Origin of the sequence: Flavobacterium sp. RSB2_4_14 (assembly GCF_051547085.1) — a bacterium.
Taxonomy (GTDB): domain Bacteria; phylum Bacteroidota; class Bacteroidia; order Flavobacteriales; family Flavobacteriaceae; genus Flavobacterium.
Window position 1 is genome coordinate 829,811 of the sequence record NZ_JBPTTL010000001.1, and the last position, 17,792, is coordinate 847,602.

General features: G+C 33.3%; 14 protein-coding genes. 10 read left to right on the top strand and 4 right to left on the bottom strand.

All coding sequences use genetic code 11. The annotated features are described in order from the left end of the window. Window positions 1–25: 25 nt before the first annotated feature. The 3 genes from ACSVH2_RS03780 to ACSVH2_RS03790 form a co-directional block, all read right to left on the bottom strand. Window positions 26–334 carry a hypothetical protein gene (locus tag ACSVH2_RS03780; protein ID WP_438091822.1) on the bottom strand — a complete coding sequence of 103 codons (309 nt, stop codon included), beginning with the start codon at window positions 332–334 and terminating at the stop codon, window positions 26–28. Beyond that, window positions 331–1,587: a tyrosine-type recombinase/integrase gene (locus ACSVH2_RS03785; protein ID WP_438091823.1), complete on the bottom strand. Its 1,257-nt coding sequence runs from the start codon at window positions 1,585–1,587 to the stop codon at window positions 331–333. Before ACSVH2_RS03785 ends, ACSVH2_RS03780 begins: the two co-directional genes overlap by 4 nt. 267 nt (window positions 1,588–1,854) lie before the next feature. Then, on the bottom strand, window positions 1,855–2,679 hold the full coding sequence (locus ACSVH2_RS03790; protein WP_438091824.1) for a universal stress protein: 825 nt from the start codon (window positions 2,677–2,679) through the stop codon (window positions 1,855–1,857). Between the two features lie 169 nt (window positions 2,680–2,848). Between ACSVH2_RS03790 and rimP the strand changes: the two genes are divergently transcribed. The 3 genes from rimP to infB are packed head-to-tail and all read left to right on the top strand — an operon-like array spanning window position 2,849 to window position 7,377. Further along, the gene (gene rimP / locus ACSVH2_RS03795; protein WP_438092260.1) at window positions 2,849–3,316 is read left to right on the top strand and encodes a ribosome assembly cofactor RimP; all 468 of its coding nucleotides are present in this window, start codon (window positions 2,849–2,851) and stop codon (window positions 3,314–3,316) included. A gap of 7 nt (window positions 3,317–3,323) precedes the next feature. Further along, on the top strand, window positions 3,324–4,565 hold the full coding sequence (nusA, locus tag ACSVH2_RS03800) for a transcription termination factor NusA (protein ID WP_438091825.1): 1,242 nt from the start codon (window positions 3,324–3,326) through the stop codon (window positions 4,563–4,565). A 37-nt stretch (window positions 4,566–4,602) separates the two neighbouring features. After that, entirely contained in the window at window positions 4,603–7,377 is a 2,775-nt protein-coding gene (gene infB / locus ACSVH2_RS03805) for a translation initiation factor IF-2 (RefSeq protein WP_438091826.1), read from the top strand. A 38-nt stretch (window positions 7,378–7,415) separates the two neighbouring features. Here the strand turns inward: infB and ACSVH2_RS03810 are convergent, their stop codons facing one another. Continuing rightward, window positions 7,416–7,805 carry an SPOR domain-containing protein gene (locus ACSVH2_RS03810; RefSeq protein WP_438091827.1) on the bottom strand — a complete coding sequence of 130 codons (390 nt, stop codon included), beginning with the start codon at window positions 7,803–7,805 and terminating at the stop codon, window positions 7,416–7,418. Window positions 7,806–8,022: 217 nt separating this feature from the next. Here ACSVH2_RS03810 and ACSVH2_RS03815 point away from each other — a divergent pair, with 217 nt between their 5' ends. The 7 genes from ACSVH2_RS03815 to ACSVH2_RS03845 all read left to right on the top strand — a co-directional run bounded on the left by ACSVH2_RS03815 (window position 8,023) and on the right by ACSVH2_RS03845 (window position 17,778). Continuing rightward, window positions 8,023–9,372: a c-type cytochrome gene (locus ACSVH2_RS03815; protein ID WP_438091828.1), complete on the top strand. Its 1,350-nt coding sequence runs from the start codon at window positions 8,023–8,025 to the stop codon at window positions 9,370–9,372. Between the two features lie 91 nt (window positions 9,373–9,463). Then, window positions 9,464–12,553 carry a TAT-variant-translocated molybdopterin oxidoreductase gene (locus ACSVH2_RS03820; protein WP_438091829.1) on the top strand — a complete coding sequence of 1,030 codons (3,090 nt, stop codon included), beginning with the start codon at window positions 9,464–9,466 and terminating at the stop codon, window positions 12,551–12,553. Between the two features lie 111 nt (window positions 12,554–12,664). After that, complete coding sequence (nrfD, locus tag ACSVH2_RS03825; RefSeq protein ID WP_438091830.1) at window positions 12,665–14,074, top strand: NrfD/PsrC family molybdoenzyme membrane anchor subunit; 1,410 nt, start codon at window positions 12,665–12,667, stop codon at window positions 14,072–14,074. An 8-nt stretch (window positions 14,075–14,082) separates the two neighbouring features. Beyond that, window positions 14,083–14,610: a DUF3341 domain-containing protein gene (locus ACSVH2_RS03830; RefSeq protein ID WP_438091831.1), complete on the top strand. Its 528-nt coding sequence runs from the start codon at window positions 14,083–14,085 to the stop codon at window positions 14,608–14,610. Window positions 14,611–14,618: 8 nt separating this feature from the next. Continuing rightward, on the top strand, window positions 14,619–15,182 hold the full coding sequence (locus ACSVH2_RS03835) for a c-type cytochrome (protein ID WP_438091832.1): 564 nt from the start codon (window positions 14,619–14,621) through the stop codon (window positions 15,180–15,182). A 27-nt stretch (window positions 15,183–15,209) separates the two neighbouring features. Continuing rightward, a complete protein-coding gene (locus ACSVH2_RS03840; protein WP_438091833.1) occupies window positions 15,210–16,580 on the top strand; it encodes a quinol:cytochrome C oxidoreductase in 1,371 nt (456 codons plus the stop codon). 19 nt (window positions 16,581–16,599) lie between these two features. Beyond that, window positions 16,600–17,778: a cytochrome c oxidase subunit II gene (locus tag ACSVH2_RS03845; protein ID WP_438091834.1), complete on the top strand. Its 1,179-nt coding sequence runs from the start codon at window positions 16,600–16,602 to the stop codon at window positions 17,776–17,778. Window positions 17,779–17,792: the final 14 nt, after the last annotated feature.

The window sequence follows — 17,792 nt, forward strand, 5'->3', positions numbered from 1 at the left end:
TACGAGTGAATTTTAACATATCGAATTAGATATTCTTATTATTTTTCTTATAATTACCATATTCGTCTTTAGTATATCCTAGTTTTTGAAATTGAATTTCAATCTTTATGGAAATTTTATATTCGTCTGTGAATCCATGCCTTTCAATAAAGTACAAGACTACTAAGTCATTTAAATTCCGTTTTCTAACATTTCCCCCCATAGACCTGATATAATAGTTTATTTCATTTCTAATAATCTTCAAAGGGATACCGCCTTTTTTTGAATAAGTATCAAAAATAAAAGCTTTAGTGACTTTATCAGGAAAATACTTTTTTGGTATTATTTGACTCATTCGTTATTCTCTTTATTCCAATAGTTACCTAAAATTTCTGCAAATTCCTCATTAGTAGTTTTTATATAAGCTAAAAATTGTGCTTCGCTCTTGTGGGTAGTAATTGCCATTATTACTTTATTTGGTAGTTTTCCATACAGGTTTGTAGCAAAGGAACGCCTACATACGTGAGATGAAACTAATTGCCATTTTTCAAATAAACCTTTCTCTTTTCGCTTGGTTTTAGGGTTTTGCAATGAACTTTCTACAAGTTCTGAAAAACCAATTGTTTTACAAATTTCTTTAATGTATAAATTAAATTTTTGCTCTGAAATTGTTCTAGGAAATTCGCCATTACGGGATTGTAAAATTTTCACAATTTGTGGATGCATTGGTATCGTGGTAGTTTGTTTTGTTTTAATTGTTTCAATCACAATGTTTTTTTCCTTTAGATTTGGTTTTTGTAAACGTAAAAAGTCCGAAACCCTTAACCCAGTTCTTAACCCAATAATAAATAAATCCCTAGCGTTTGCAAGACGTTCATTATCGCTAAAATCATAATTAAAAATAGTGTCAATTTCAGCATCTTTAAAATATATGTATTGTGTGTTGGCTACAAAACCCTTAAAGTTTGAATGTTTGTATTGTATGTTAATTGGTAAGCCGTCTTGCTCAATATTTTTACAAAATAATTTGATGTTTTTAATATGTCCATTTATTGAGTTGTCGCCAAGTTTTTCATTATTTCGGCAGTAATAAACAAAGTTGGTGTAAAATTTTAAGTCAATATCTTCAAAACGCAGTTTTAAATCATTCAGTTTTTCAAACGCAATTATTTTTTTTTGAGTTACAGCATATTGTTGAATGGTTTTGTACGAAATCGGCTTGCCATTGTGAAGTCTTTTTGGCGCATCCGAAATAAAGTTATCTATCCAATCAGTATAGTAAAATTTGTGTAATTCATTATTTATTACTTTTCCCGAAAAACCATCAATAACGTTTTTTAGCCAGTTTTTTGTTATATTTGATTTGTTTATATTATCCAAGTTCCATTTGTCAAAAATCACATCTTCTAGTTCACGTAATTTTGAGTTTATCAAATTTCTATTAGTAGTAGTTGCATTTTGTTTTACTCTTTGCTGAATTTTGCTCCAGTCTTCACGTCTAACAAAATAAATTGTAGTATGAGTAAAATCGAAGTTTTGAGTTGGTTTGAACCTACAGATTATCTTAGTTGGATTATTTTTACCTTTCAATATAAAGTTTACTTTCATTTGTAGATTTTTAGGTATTAACCTTTAAAATACAAATATATAGTTTTCCCCTAATATTCCCCTAAATCTCTTAATTAAACTTAATTTTAGTTAATAACACTTAACTATTAATGTAAGTAAAAATGGTTTAAAGTATTAATTTTATTGTGTTATAGGTTTTTTTAGTGAATTCTTTAATTCCTACAAATTAAGCAAGTGGCATTTCTTGTAGACCAACAAAAAAGTCCCGATTTCTCGGGACTTTTTTGATTCTATATCTTTATTATTTTAGATTTTAAAAGTAACTACTGGTCTAACAGCATGATTTATCAAATCTTCACTTATACTACCATTAAAGAAATGAGCAAGACCTTTTCTTCCATGAGTACTCATTCCAATTAAGTCAGCATCAACAAGATTGGCAAAATTTAAGATACCACTTTCAACATTGACATCATTATATATATGAGTAGAAAATTTGTTTACCGAATAATTGGAAACAAAACTATTCATAATTTCATTAGCAATATGAGTTGGTTTAAAACTACTTGGCGTATTGATCATTACTAAATGTAATTCAGCATCTAATTTATTAGCAAATTCTACCACTTTTTCGAATGGTGCTTTAATTTCATCTGAGAAATCAGAAGCGAATACAAATTTATTGATGTTAAAATCTCCTTCATCTCTTTTTACAACAAGTACTGGGATTTCAGAAAAGCGTACTGCTTTTTCAGCATTGGAACCAATAAACATTTCTTTAAATCCGCTTGCGCCATGAGAACCCATAACAATTAAATCAACATCATTTTTTTTACTGATATTCATAATGCCATTAAACGCTAATTCAAATTGAATAACTTCAGATACTTTAATGCCTTCTAAACATTCATCATCCATTAAGTCTTCTAACTTGTTCATGACGGCATTTTTAAAAATCATAATTTCAGGAATATCTGTTCCTTGACCTACTGCATCTCCAGCTTCGTGAGGCAATTCTAACATGTGAAGAAGAATTATTTCTCCATTATTTTTTTTGGCGATTTGAGCTGCAACTTTTAATGCATGATGAGCATGTTCTGAAAAGTCTGTTGGGACTAAAATTTTTTTCATAATATAAAGCGTAAATTTTGGATTGTAATTTTTAACACAATAAAGGTATTATTTTTTTTTGAATCGACAAGGATTTTTTGATTTATAAAAAAATAACTATATTTGCACCGTTATTTACCATTCAAACTAAATAATGAGGGAAGCAATGCTTCCCTCTTTTTATACAACTATGACATTTAAAGAGAAAGTAACTGCTATATTAGAAGAAGGATTGTCAGAGAAACCGTCATTGTTTCTTGTGGATGTTACTATTTCAGATAGTTATAAAATTACCGTAACTTTGGATGGTGATAACGGAGTGGTTTTGCAAGATTGCATCGATATCAGTAGGGTAATTGAAAATAATTTAGATCGCGAAGAACAAGATTTTTCGTTAGAAGTAGCATCGGCAGGAGTTTCTACTCCACTAAAGTTAGTTAGACAATACCACAAAAATATTGGAAGAACTTTACAGGTAAAAACAGCTACCGAAACTATCGAGGCAATACTAGAACAAGTTTCAGATGAAAGCATTGTACTTTCTTGGACAGCAAGAGAGCCAAAAAAAATAGGAAAAGGAAAAGAAACGGTGGAACACAAACGAGAAATTCCTTTTTCAGAAATAAAAGAAGCAATTGTTATTATAATATTTAATTAAATTAGGCATGGAAAATATTGCATTAATCGAGTCATTTTCAGAGTTTAAAGACGACAAACTTATTGATCGAGTAACGCTTATGGCGATTTTGGAGGATGTTTTTAGAAACGCATTAAAAAAGAAATACGGTTCAGACGATAATTTTGACATCATTATCAATCCTGATAAAGGTGATATGGAGATTTGGAGAAGAAGAATTGTTGTTGCTGACGATGATTTGGATTTAGAAAACGAAGAAATCACCCTAACGGATGCCAGAAAAATCGAGCCCGATTTTGAAATTGGTGAAGAGGTTTCAGAAGAAGTGAAATTGATTGATCTAGGACGAAGAGCTATTTTAGCCTTACGTCAAAATTTAATTTCTAAAATTCATGAACACGATAACACAAATCTTTATAAGCAATTTAAAGACTTAATAGGTGAAATTTATACTGCCGAAGTACATCATGTTCGACCAAGAGTTGTAATTTTGATTGATGATGAAGGAAATGAAATCGTTTTACCAAAAGAAAAACAAATTCCATCTGACTTTTTCCGCAAAGGAGATAACGTTCGTGGAATTATTGAAAGTGTTGAGCTAAAAGGAAATAAACCTCAAATTATTATGTCGAGAACGGCAGATAAATTTTTGGAAAAATTATTTGAACAAGAAATTCCAGAGGTTTTCGACGGTTTGATTATGATTAAAAAAGTAGTGAGAATTCCCGGTGAAAAAGCAAAAGTAGCTGTTGACTCTTATGACGATAGAATTGATCCTGTAGGAGCATGTGTTGGTATGAAAGGTTCTCGTATTCACGGAATTGTGCGTGAATTAGGAAATGAAAATATTGATGTCATAAATTATACAACCAATGCATCATTATTAATTACAAGAGCATTAAGTCCTGCAAAAGTATCTTCGGTTAAAATTGACGAAGAGAAAAAAAGAGCAGAAGTGTTTTTAAAATTAGAAGAAGTATCAAAAGCTATTGGTCGTGGCGGACATAACATCAAATTAGCAGGTTTATTGACAGGTTATGAGTTAGATGTTATTCGCGAAGGAATTACAGCAGAAGAAGATGATGTTGAATTAACAGAGTTTTCAGATGAAATTGATGGATGGGTAATTGATGAATTTGCTAAAATTGGATTGGACACAGCTAGAAGTATTTTAAACCAAGATGTAGCCGATTTAGTTAGAAGAACTGATTTAGAAGAAGAAACCATATTAGAAGTAATACGAATTTTGAAAGATGAATTTGAAGATTAATTCATTCTCTCAACCAAGTTAACATTAAAAAGATTTTATGTCTGAAGGAAATATTAGAATAAACAAAGTTTTAAGGGAATTAAATATTTCTCTAGAAAGAGCTGTGGATTACCTAAAAGGTAAAGGAATTGCAATTGAAAACAATTCTAACACAAAAATTTCTGATGATATATACAATATTCTTTGTGGCCAATTTGCAGGCGACAAAGGAAACAAAGAAGCTTCCATTGGGGTAAGCGAAGAGATTAAAAAAGAAAAAGAAGCACTTCGATTAGAAAGAGAAAAAGAACTTGAAGAAAAGCGAAGACTTGAAGAAGAGCGTCAAAAAACAGAATTAATTAAAGCAAAAGCAATTGTTACTGCTCCAAAACAAGTTGGTAAAATTGATTTAGAACCCAAAGCTAAAGTCGCTATTACTCCTTCTAAAGAAACGACTAAAACGGCTATTTCTCCAGAAAAAGTAGAAGTCGTTAAAAAGCAGGAAGTTGCGCCAATACCAGAGACTAAAGAAAAAGATGTAAAAGCTGAGGAAGAAAAACCGTCAGTTGTTAAGCCATCAGAAGAAGCTCCTGTTGATGAAACAATTACTACGCAATATCAAAAATTATCGGGTGCTACTTTAACAGGACAAGTGATTGATTTGTCTCAGTTTAACAAGCCCAAAAAGAAAAAAGAAGATTTTAAAAAGGATGCGAATAAACCCGCAACTCCTATAGCTGGTCAAACTGCTGCACAAGCAGCGCAAAACGCAGCAAATAAAAATAAAAGAAAAAGGATTCCGCCAAAACCAGGAGACAAACCAGCTATCACTAGCGGAGGAAATACGCAAGGTGGACCATCAAAATTTGTTCCTAAACAAGGTTTTCAAAAAGGAAATCGTCCTGCAATAGTTCAAAAAGTTGAGCCAACAGAAGAAGAAGTTAAAAATCAAATTAAAGAAACTTTAGAAAGACTTCAAGGTAAAGGAAATAAGTCAAAAGCTGCCAAATACAGAAGAGACAAGAGAGATACGCACCGTCAAAGAAATGAAGACGAAATGCAAGCTATCGAAGAGGGAAGCAAAACAATCAAAGTAACAGAATTTGTTACTGTAGGCGAAATTGCAACTATGATGGATGTGCCAATTACGAAAGTTATTGGAACTTGTATGTCTTTAGGAATCATGGTTACCATGAACCAACGTTTGGATGCAGAAACCCTTTCAATCGTTGCTGACGAATTTGGTTATGAAGTTGAATTTATCACTAGTGAAATTGAAGACTCTTTAGCTGTTGTCGAAGACAAACCAGAAGATTTAGTTACTCGTGCTCCAATTGTAACTGTAATGGGTCACGTTGACCACGGTAAAACATCTTTACTAGATTATATTCGTAAAGAAAATGTTATTGCAGGTGAGTCGGGTGGAATTACACAGCACATTGGTGCTTATGCGGTTACTTTAGAGGGTGGTCAAAAAATCACTTTTCTAGATACACCAGGTCACGAAGCTTTTACCGCGATGCGTGCTCGTGGAGCGCAAGTTACGGATATTGCTATTATTGTAGTAGCAGCTGATGATGATATTATGCCACAAACAAAAGAAGCTATTAGTCACGCACAAGCAGCTGGAGTTCCGATGATTTTTGCAATCAATAAAATCGATAAGCAAGGTGCAAATCCTGAAAAAATTAAAGAGAAATTAGCAGCCATGAATTTATTGGTAGAAGATTGGGGTGGAAAATACCAATCCCATGACATTTCTGCTAAAAAAGGAACTGGAGTAAAAGAATTATTAGAAAAAGTATTGCTTGAAGCTGAAATTCTTGACTTAAAAGCAAATCCAAATAAACCAGCAGTTGGAACCGTTGTTGAAGCACAACTTGATAAAGGAAGAGGATATGTATCAACGATATTGGTACAGTCTGGAACTTTGAGAGTTGGCGATTATGTATTAGCAGGAAAAAATCATGGTAAAGTGAAAGCGATGCATGATGAAAGAGGACATAGCGTCAAAGAAGCTGGGCCATCAACACCAATATCTATTTTAGGTTTGGATGGTGCGTCAACAGCCGGAGATAAATTTAATGTATTTGAAGACGAAAGAGAAGCAAAACAAATTGCAACTAAGCGTTTACAATTAATGCGTGAGCAATCGGTTAGAACACAAAGACATATTACATTAGCTGAAATTGGAAGACGTATAGCGTTAGGACAATTTAAAGAATTAAATATTATTCTTAAAGGAGATGTGGATGGATCTGTAGAAGCTTTGTCAAGTGAGTTTACAAAACTATCAACAGAAGAAATCCAAATCAATATTATACATAAAGGAGTTGGAGCTATTACTGAGACTGACGTAATGTTAGCTTCTGCTTCAGATGCAATTATTATTGGATTTAACGTTCGTCCTGCCGGAAATGCACGTCAATTGGCTCAAAAAGAAGAGATCGACATCAGAAGTTATTCAATTATTTATGATGCAATCAATGACTTAAAAGATGCAATGGAAGGAATGCTTTCGCCAGAAATGAAAGAAGAAATTACCGGAACTGCTGAAATTAGAGAGATATTTAAAGTGTCTAAAGTTGGTTCAATTGCAGGATGTATGGTTACTGATGGGAAAATATTCAGAAACTCAAGAATTCGTCTTATTCGTGAAGGTGTCGTAATATTCACAGGTGAATTGTCTACCTTGAAACGTTTCAAAGATGATGTGAAAGAGGTTTCAAAAGGATACGATTGTGGTATGCAAATCAAAAATTACAACGATATTGAACAACTTGATATAATTGAAGCTTTCCAAGAAGTAGAAGTTAAAAAGAAGTTGAAATAACATGATGTGAAAAGTCCCGATTTTAATCGGGACTTTTTTTATTTATTTGGTTTTATCAAAAAGGCATTCGGGTATTTTTTCTTTAAATCGTTGAGGTTTTTCTCAGCATCAATTCGGGTTTTAAAATTGCCGACCCACACCTTATATATAGGTGTGCTAAAAACGATAGTTCCATCTTGTCCTTTGTTTTCTTTTTTGAAGTTCGTTAAAATCTTTTTGGAATTCTCGCTATCACCATTAAAAATCTGAATTTTATATCGATCATTGATTGTAATCGAACTATTAATTTTTCTTTTTTCGTTAAGAAGTTGTTCAAACTTAGGATCTTGTGATATGTTTATATTTCCTTCTTGTGCAAAGCTTTTTTTGCCAAAAAATAGAAGAAAAGATACTAATAAAACAATCTTTATTTTTGATAAATGCATCATAATGATTTGATTTTAATACAAATGTAAAACTTAATAAATTAATCAAAACACAAATCGTTATTTAGAATCAATATAAATTGATATTTATGATATATTTAAGGTTTTGAGAATAGTTCATAAGTCGTATTTTTGTCCAAGTTTTTAAAAAAGTGTGGATTTTTACTCAAAAATATTCAGGTAAAACCATACCAACATTAGTCGATAATCATTATATTATATGAAAAAAGTGGGTAACCATAATTCGATTTCAAGGAAAGTACTATTCTGTTTAGCTTTAATGCTAACCTTTTCCTTAACTTCATTGTCTCAAAATGCTACACCAGCTGCACCGGCAGCTATTCCTGCAACAACAACTGCTGCTCCAGCTGCGCCTGCAACTGGTGGTGGAGATGCTGTAGCGGGTAAAGCATTATTTAATGCAAATTGTGCAGCTTGTCACAATTTGGATAAAAAAATGACTGGTCCAGCTTTGCGAGGCGTATCTGCGAAGTATGATAAGCCTTGGCTTTACAAATGGATTAACAATAGCTCTGCTTTAATTAAATCAGGTGATGCAAAAGCTGTTAAGGTATATGAGGAAAATAATAAGGCGGTAATGACTGCGTTCCCTCAATTATCAACAACAGATATTGATAATATCATTGCATACACTGATGAGAAAAAAGTGGATGCACCAGCATCTACTGTTGTGACCGGTGTTCCTGGAGCTGCTGCAAATGATAGTGGAATTTCAAACAATGTAATTCTTGGTGCTTTGTCCTTAGTGATGTTATTATTGGTGGTAATGTTATTCTTTGTGAATAATGTGCTAACCAAAGTAGCAAAAGCAAACGGAATTGAAGTTGCTCCTAAAGAAGGTTCATTGCCAATTTGGAAAGCATTTGCTAAAAACCAATTTTTGGTTTTAGTGTCTTCTGTTTTCTTATTATTAGCCAGTGGCTACTTTTTCTACGGTTGGGTAATGCAAATAGGAATTGATCAAGATTATGCTCCAATTCAACCCATACATTATTCCCACAGGATTCACGCTGGTAGCAACGGTATAAATTGTAAATATTGCCACTCTGCTGCTAGAGTAAGCAAAAACGCTGGTATACCATCTTTGAATGTTTGTATGAATTGTCATAAAAGTATTGCTGAGGTTTCAGATACAACTGCAACTCCAGAACACACAAAAGCATTTTATGATGGTGAAATTCAAAAATTATATGACGCTGTAGGTTGGGATAAAGACAATCAAAAATATACAGGAAAAACCAAACCAGTAAAATGGGTTCGTATTCATAATTTACCAGATTTTGCCTATTTTAATCACTCTCAGCACGTTACAGTAGCCGGAATTGAGTGTCAAAAATGTCACGGTCCAGTTCAAGAATATGAAATTCAAAAACAGTTTGCACCATTAACAATGGGTTGGTGTATCAAATGTCACCGCGAAACTGATGTTAAAATGGAAGGTAATGGTTATTACACTAAAATACATGAAGAACTTTCAAAAAAATATGGTGTTGACAAATTGACTGCTGCACAAATGGGAGGTTTAGAATGTGGTAAATGCCATTACTAAAATGCCATCAATTTTAATGTTTCAAACAATGAAACTTAAATTTGAAAAAAGAAACTTGAAACAAAAATTAAGAAGCTAATATTTATATACGATGTCATCGAACAAAAAATACTGGAAAAGTGTTGAGGAACTAAACGAAAATAGTTCTATTGTTGAGACGCTTAGAAATAATGAATTTGTGGAAGCAATTCCAACAGATGAATTTCTTTCAGACAAAGAATCATTATCATCTTCATCAACAACTCGTCGTGATTTCTTGAAATACGTTGGATTTAGTACAGCTGCCGCTTCATTGGCTGCTTGTGAAGGTCCAGTACACAAATCCATACCCTACGTTTTACAACCAGAACAAATTATTCCAGGTGTTGCTGATTACTATGCTACATCAATGTTTGATGGTTTTGATTTTGCTAATTTATTAGTAAAAACACGTGAAGGACGTCCAATTAAAATTGAAAATAATACCATAGCTGGAGCAAAGTTTACTGCCAATGCTAGAGTTCATGCTTCTGTATTATCATTGTATGATAGTATGCGTCTCAAAGTGACTAAAGTTGCTCAAAAAGAGGCAAATTGGCAAGAAGCTGATTTGAAAATCAAAGCAAGTTTGGCTGATGCAAAAGCAAAAGGTGGACAAGTTGTATTGTTAACTAATACTTTAGCTAGTCCATCTACTGAAAAATTAATTGCTGAATTTATTGCAAAAAATCCAACATCAAAGCATGTTGTTTATGATGCTGTTTCTGAGTCGGCTGCTCTTGATGCTTTTGAGGCAGTTTATGGCGAAAGAGCTTTAGTTGACTATGATTTTTCAAAAGCAAATACTATAGTTTCCGTTGGTGCTGATTTCCTTGGAGATTGGCAAGGTGGCGGATTTGATAGTGGTTATGCTCAAGGAAGAATACCACAAGCTGGAAAAATGTCAAAACACTATCAGTTTGAAGCTAACATGACTTTGTCAGGTGCCGCTGCGGACAAGAGAGTACCAATGACTGTGGCGAATCAAAAATTAGCTTTAGTAAAAATATATAATATTATAACTGGTTCTTCAGTTAATGTTGGAAAACTAGCGAACGAAGATGTAGTAACAAAAGCAGCTCAACAACTAAAAGCAGCTGGAACAAAAGGACTTTTAGTTTCTGGAATTCAAGATAAAAACGCTCAACTATTAGTTTTGGCGATTAACCAAAAACTAGCTAGTGAGGCATTTTCAACTATTGGAACACGTCAAATAAGAAAAGGGTCAAACGAAAAAGTGGCTCAATTAGTTGCTGATATGAATGCCGGAAGTGTTCATACATTGATTATGAGTGGCGTTAATCCTGTCTATACCTTAGCAAATAGTACCGCTTTTGTTGCTGGATTGAAAAAAGTAAAATTATCTGTAGCGTTCTCTTTGAAAGAAGACGAAACAGCATCGATTTCAAATATTGCAGTTCCTTCACCTCATTATTTAGAGTCTTGGAATGATTTAATGTTGACTAAAGGAACCTATTCTTTAACGCAACCAACTATTCGTCCTCTATTTAGTTCAAAACAATTCCAAGAAGGATTGTTGTCATGGAATGGAAATGCAGTTTCTTATTACGATTATATCAAAGCAAACTCGGTTGGATATTCTAATGCTACTAGTTGGAATAAAGCGGTTCATGATGGTGTAATTGTTGGAACTCCATCTGGAGCTACTGCTGGTTCAGCTGATTATACAGCTGCTGCTAGTGCTTTGGCTAATGCAACTCCGGTTAAAGGATTTGAACTTGTATTGTATACCAAAACAGGTTTAGGTGATGGTCAACAAGCCAATAATCCTTGGTTACAAGAATTGCCAGATCCAATCACAAGAGTTTCTTGGGATAATTACTTAACCATTTCTAAAGCAGATGCTGAAAAATTAGAATTAGAAAATAAAATAGTTGCTAATGGTGGACTTAATGGAAGTTATGCTACACTTGAAGTGAATGGAACAAAAGTACAAGTTCCAGTAATCATTCAACCAGGACAAGCAATCGGTACTATCGGATTAGCGCTAGGTTATGGTAAAAAAGCAGCTTTAAAAGAAGAAATGCAAGTAGGTGTTAATGCCTATTCATTATACGCTAACTTCAATAATGTACAATCAGCTTCAATCAAAAAAGCAGATGGAGAACATGAATTTGCTTGTGTTCAATCTCAAAAGACATTGATGGGAAGAGGTGATATTATTAAAGAAACCACTTTAACCATTTTCAATGCAAAATACGATGAACCACAAGTTTGGAATCCTGTTCCAATGGTTTCATTAGATCACAAAGAAGTGGAAGCTACTAAAGTTGATTTATGGGAATCATTTGATCGTTCGGTTGGACATCACTTTAATTTGTCCATCGATTTAAATGCTTGTACAGGTTGTGGGGCTTGTGTTATTGCTTGTCATGCAGAGAACAACGTTCCTGTTGTTGGTAAAGATGAAATAAGAAGAAGCCGTGATATGCACTGGTTGCGTATTGACAGATATTATTCTTCGGAAGATACTTTTGCAGAAGATAATAAGAAGAAAAAAGAATTCGACGGTTTAGATTTGGGTGGTTTCATAATGGGTGATGAAGAAACAAAAGGTTCTTTAGGAGGTTTCAGAAAAATGGAAAATCCTGCTGATAACCCACAAGTTGTATTCCAGCCAGTTATGTGTCAGCACTGTAATCACGCGCCATGTGAAACAGTATGTCCAGTTGCAGCCACATCGCACGGTCGTCAAGGTCAAAACCAAATGGCTTATAACCGTTGCGTAGGAACTCGTTACTGTGCTAATAACTGTCCATATAAAGTACGTCGTTTCAACTGGTTCTTATACAATAATAATGATGAGTTTGATTTCCACATGAATAATGACTTAGGTCGCATGGTAATCAATCCTGATGTTAATGTTCGTTCTCGTGGAGTTATGGAAAAATGTTCCATGTGTATTCAAAAAACACAGTTAACTATTTTAACAGCAAAAAAAGAAGGAAGAGAAGTAGGAACAGATGAGTTTTCAACAGCTTGTTCAAGTGCTTGTTCTACAGGCGCAATGAAATTTGGTGATATCAATAATAAAACAGATAAGATAACTGAATTAGTTGCTGATAAAAGAGCTTACCACTTGTTAGAAAGTGTAGGAACAAAACCAAATGTAGTATATCAAGTTAAAGTAAGAAATATATAATCAATAGCAAAAATTCATTTGCTATAATTAAAAATAATTGTAAAATATAGATTAGTAAGAAATACGGTTTTATAAATCTAATATCTAAAATCTAAAATATAAAATTAAAATATGTCGTCTCATTACGAAGCACCCATTAGAAAACCTTTAGTTATAGGTGATAAAAGTTATCACGATGTAACTGTTGATGTAGCTGCTCCAGTAGAAGGAAGAGCAAATAAACAGTGGTGGACTGTATTTTCTATCGCGTTAGCAGCATTCCTTTGGGGAATAACTTGTATTATTTATACCATTTCCACAGGTATTGGAACTTGGGGATTAAATAAAACCGTTGGTTGGGCTTGGGATATTACTAACTTCGTTTGGTGGGTTGGTATTGGTCATGCCGGTACACTTATCTCTGCGGTATTATTATTATTCCGTCAACGATGGAGAATGGCTATTAACCGTTCTGCAGAAGCAATGACAATTTTCTCTGTAATACAAGCTGGTTTATTTCCAATTATTCACATGGGTCGACCATGGTTAGCCTATTGGGTTGTGCCAATTCCAAATCAATTTGGTTCACTTTGGGTAAACTTCAACTCTCCTTTACTTTGGGACGTATTTGCAATTTCAACCTATCTTTCTGTATCATTGGTATTCTGGTGGACAGGTTTATTACCTGATTTTGCTATGCTAAGAGACAGAGCTGTAACGCCATTTAATAAAAAGATTTATTCTATTTTAAGTTTTGGTTGGAGTGGAAGAGCAAAAGATTGGCAACGTTTTGAGGAAGTTTCTCTTGTATTAGCAGGTTTGGCTACGCCACTTGTACTTTCTGTACATACGATTGTATCATTTGACTTCGCAACTTCTGTAATCCCTGGATGGCATACTACCATTTTCCCTCCATACTTTGTTGCTGGAGCAGTATTCTCTGGATTTGCAATGGTAAATACTTTGCTTATCATCATGAGAAAAGTATCCAATCTTGAAGCCTATATCACCATTCAACATATCGAATTGATGAACATTGTAATTATGATTACAGGTTCGATAGTTGGTGTTGCTTATATTACAGAGTTATTTGTTGCATGGTATTCAGGAGTAGAATATGAACAATATGCTTTCTTAAATAGAGCTACTGGTCCTTACTGGTGGGCATATTGGTCAATGATGACTTGTAATGTTTTTTCTCCACAGTTTATGTGGTTTAAGAAATTAAGAACAAGTATTATGTTCTCATTCATTATATCAATTGTGGTAAACATTGGAATGTGGTTTGAGCGTTTTGTAATTATTGTAACCTCACTTCACAGAGATTATCTTCCATCATCATGGACGATGTTTCAACCGACATTTGTAGATATTGGAATTTTCATAGGAACAATAGGTTTCTTCTTTGTGTTGTTCCTTTTATATGCTAGAACTTTCCCTGTGATAGCTCAAGCAGAGGTTAAAACAATCTTGAAATCTTCGGGTGAAAATTTCAAGAAAAAGAGAGAATTAGAAGGTCATAATCATTCAGATAAACATTAATAATTGCGATGAGTAGTAATAAAGTAATACACGCTATATATAATGATGATGATATATTAATGGATGCAGTTCACAAAACAAGAGCTGCACATCATCACATTGAAGAAGTTTTTACACCATTCCCAGTTCACGGGTTGGATAAAGCTATGGGAATTGCGCCAACACGATTAGCAATTTGTGCGTTCATTTATGGATGTATAGGTTTAAGTGTTGCAACAATTATGATGAATTACATCATGATTGAAGATTGGCCACAAGATATTGGAGGTAAACCAAGTTTTGCCTATTATCAAAACATGCCAGCATTTGTTCCAGTTATGTTTGAGATGACTGTATTTTTTGCAGCGCATTTAATGGTAATTACTTTTTATATGAGAAGTAGATTATGGCCATTCAAACAGGCTGAAAATCCTGATGTAAGAACTACTGACGATCATTTTTTGATGGAAGTTGCTGTTCATGACAATGAAGCAGATTTAGTTAAGTTTTTTGAAAATACAGGAGCAGTAGAAGTTAAAGTAATTGATAAGCATTAATAATAGATATGAAAAGTTTACTTAAAATAGCATTTGTATTAGGTATAGTTGTTTCCTTTTCATCTTGTAAAGATAATTTGAATCCTAACTACCAATACATGCCAAACATGTATATGTCTGTAGCGTATGAAACCTACTCAGAATCGGATGCTTTCAATTCACCAACAGGTTTAAAAGGGAAAGAAGGACAAATACCAGCTGATGGTTCTATCAAAAGAGGGTTTGTTCCTTATGAGTATCCAAACACACCCGAAGCACTGATATCCGTAAAAGCTGCAAATTTAAAATCACCATTAGATTCAACTAAAGTTGACATGAAAAAAGGTCAAGAACTTTTTGATATTTATTGTGCCATTTGTCATGGAACAGCTGGTGATGGTCAAGGAAAATTAGTTAAACAACAAAAGTTTCTCGGAGTACCTAATTACAAAGACAGACAGTTTAATGAAGGAAGTATTTTTCATGTTGTTACCTATGGTTTAAACTCAATGGGTTCACATGCAAATCAATTAACTCAAGAAGAACGTTGGTTAGTTGCTGCTTATGTAATGGAATTAAAAAGTAAATTGTAATTATAGAACAATCTGATTATTATAGATATGTATACCTTTTCTAGTAAATTAAAAACATTTTCATTCGTCTTAATGCTTGTTGGAGCGTTGGGTATTGGGTATGGTTTTTTGACTGCACCTAAAACAATTCAAGACGTTGAAACCATTCTTGCTGCTGAAAGTCACGGACATGCAACTCACGAAACAGCTCCATCTAGTCATGCAACAGAAGAGTCGGTTGGTCATCAACCAGAAACAGCTGCTAACCATTCAGAAGGCAAACATGCTGAAATAAGCAAACACGATGAACATGCAGATCATGCCGAACATGTTTTACATCAACTGCAAAATAAACCGTGGGCTGCACTTTATGTAGCATGTATCTTTTTCATGTTGATATCTTTAGGAGCTTTAGCTTTCTATGCTATTCAGCAAGTAGCACAAGCAGGTTGGTCTCCAATATTGTTCAGAGTAATGCAAGGTGTTACATCTTACTTATTACCAGGTTCCATTATTTTCTTTATTATTTTGTTGTTATCAGGTTTTCACTTTAATCATTTGTTTATTTGGATGGATGAAGAAGTTAGAGCTACAGATGAACTTATTAAAGGTAAATCAGGCTATTTGAACTTTCCTTTTTGGATTGCAAGAGCAGGTATCTTTTTAGTGGTTTGGAATTTATATCAATACTATTCTAGAAAGAATTGTTTAGCGCAAGACGAGGCAAACGATAATACTTTTTACAAAAAGAATTTCAAAATGTCTGCAGCATTTTTAGTATTCTTTATTGTTTCTGAATCAATTATGTCTTGGGATTGGATTATGTCTGTTGACCCACATTGGTTTAGTACGCTATTCGGTTGGTATGTATTTGCAAGTTTCTTTGTTAGTGGTATCACGGCAATTCAAATGGTTACAATTTATTTAAAATCAAAAGGATATTTAGAAAATGTAAATTCAAGCCACATTCACGATTTGTCAAAATTCATGTTTGGTATTAGTGTGTTTTGGACTTACTTATGGTTTTCTCAATTTATGTTGATTTGGTATTCAAATATTCCAGAAGAAGTAACCTATTTCGTTACTAGAATTAATGATTTTGGTATCACTTTCTGGGGTGCTTTTGTAATGAATTTCATTTTCCCAATATTGCTTTTAATCAACACGGATTTCAAACGTATATTTTGGATTATAGTTATGGCAGGAATTATTATTTTAATAGGACATTATGTTGATTTCTTCAATATGATTATGCCATCAACAGTCGGAGATCAATGGTTTGTAGGAGTTTCAGAGATTTCTTCAATCATGTTCTTCCTTGGATTATTTATTTATGTAGTATTTAACGCTTTAACAAAAGTGCCGTTAGTACCTAAACGTAATCCATTTATTGAAGAAAGTAAACATTTTCATTATTAATATTTAAAGTAAATTTCAAATGACAACTCTTATGGTTCTTATAGTTGTAGTTTTATTAGCTATTGCCCTTTGGCAGTTAACTAAAATATTCGACTTAACACAAGTAGGTGGAAATGTTAATAACAGTCAAGTGGCAACTGATAACGATAATAAAGTTAATGGTTACTTGATGTTTGGTTTCTTAGGATTTATTTACCTAACAACAATTTATTGTTTACTAAATTATGGTCATTTTCCATTAATGAGTGACTCTGCTTCAGAACATGGTCCTCAAGTTGATAATCTCATGATGATTACTATGGTTTTGATTTTTGCAGTTCAAACCATTACACAAGCATTATTACATTATTTTGCTTTCAAATACAGAGGCAAAAAAGGTCAGAAAGCGCTTTATTTTGCGGATAATAATAAATTAGAATTTATTTGGAGTATTATCCCAGCTATAGTATTAGCAGGTTTAATTTTATATGGCTTATATGCTTGGACAAATATTATGTTTGTTGATGAAAAAGATTCTGATGATGCCATTGTTATCGAACTTTATGCACAACAATTTAATTGGGAAGCTAGATACTCTGGTGAAGATGGCGTTCTAGGAAAAGCTAATGTGAGATATATTGAAGGTGTTAATAACCTTGGTGTTGACTTATCTGATCCAAATGCTCAAGATGATTTTGCTTCAAAGGAATTACATATTCCAAAAGGCAAAAGGATTATTTTTAAAATGCGTTCCCAAGATGTATTACACTCAGCCTATATGCCGCATTTTAGGGCTCAAATGAATTGTGTTCCAGGTATGGTTACAAGTTTTTCTTTTATTCCTTCAGTGACTACCGCTGAAATGAGAGATAAACCAGCTATGATTGAAAAAGTGGCCACTATTAATGCTATTAGAGCAAAGAAAAGTATTGATCTAGTAGCTAGCGGGCAACCAGCACTTGATCCATACACTTTTGATTATTTGTTGTTATGTAACAAAATTTGTGGTACATCTCATTATAATATGCAAATGAAGATTGTTGTTGACACACCAGAGGAATATAAAATTTGGTTAAAAGACAAAAAGACTATTGCATTAGCAGTAAAAACTGCAGCCGATGAAGCTAAAGCTTCAAAAGAAGGCGCAACTCAACCTAACGATTCGACAGCTGTAAAAAGCAAGGACACTACTGTTGTTGCTCAAGCAGAAATGAAATAATTTAAAAAATTAAA

What these genes read in the sequence shown, in the direction of transcription:
- ACSVH2_RS03835 (WP_438091832.1), top strand. Translation starts at nt 14,619, where the DNA reads ATGAAAAGTTTACTTAAAATAGCATTTGTATTAGGTATAGTTGTTTCC.
- ACSVH2_RS03815 (WP_438091828.1), top strand. Translation starts at nt 8,023, where the DNA reads ATGAAAAAAGTGGGTAACCATAATTCGATTTCAAGGAAAGTACTATTC.
- ACSVH2_RS03840 (WP_438091833.1), top strand. Translation starts at nt 15,210, where the DNA reads ATGTATACCTTTTCTAGTAAATTAAAAACATTTTCATTCGTCTTAATG.
- ACSVH2_RS03820 (WP_438091829.1), top strand. Translation starts at nt 9,464, where the DNA reads ATGTCATCGAACAAAAAATACTGGAAAAGTGTTGAGGAACTAAACGAA.
- ACSVH2_RS03810 (WP_438091827.1), bottom strand. Translation starts at nt 7,805, where the DNA reads ATGATGCATTTATCAAAAATAAAGATTGTTTTATTAGTATCTTTTCTT.
- ACSVH2_RS03830 (WP_438091831.1), top strand. Translation starts at nt 14,083, where the DNA reads ATGAGTAGTAATAAAGTAATACACGCTATATATAATGATGATGATATA.
- ACSVH2_RS03845 (WP_438091834.1), top strand. Translation starts at nt 16,600, where the DNA reads ATGACAACTCTTATGGTTCTTATAGTTGTAGTTTTATTAGCTATTGCC.
- ACSVH2_RS03780 (WP_438091822.1), bottom strand. Translation starts at nt 334, where the DNA reads ATGAGTCAAATAATACCAAAAAAGTATTTTCCTGATAAAGTCACTAAA.
- nrfD (WP_438091830.1), top strand. Translation starts at nt 12,665, where the DNA reads ATGTCGTCTCATTACGAAGCACCCATTAGAAAACCTTTAGTTATAGGT.
- rimP (WP_438092260.1), top strand. Translation starts at nt 2,849, where the DNA reads ATGACATTTAAAGAGAAAGTAACTGCTATATTAGAAGAAGGATTGTCA.
- ACSVH2_RS03785 (WP_438091823.1), bottom strand. Translation starts at nt 1,587, where the DNA reads ATGAAAGTAAACTTTATATTGAAAGGTAAAAATAATCCAACTAAGATA.
- nusA (WP_438091825.1), top strand. Translation starts at nt 3,324, where the DNA reads ATGGAAAATATTGCATTAATCGAGTCATTTTCAGAGTTTAAAGACGAC.
- ACSVH2_RS03790 (WP_438091824.1), bottom strand. Translation starts at nt 2,679, where the DNA reads ATGAAAAAAATTTTAGTCCCAACAGACTTTTCAGAACATGCTCATCAT.
- infB (WP_438091826.1), top strand. Translation starts at nt 4,603, where the DNA reads ATGTCTGAAGGAAATATTAGAATAAACAAAGTTTTAAGGGAATTAAAT.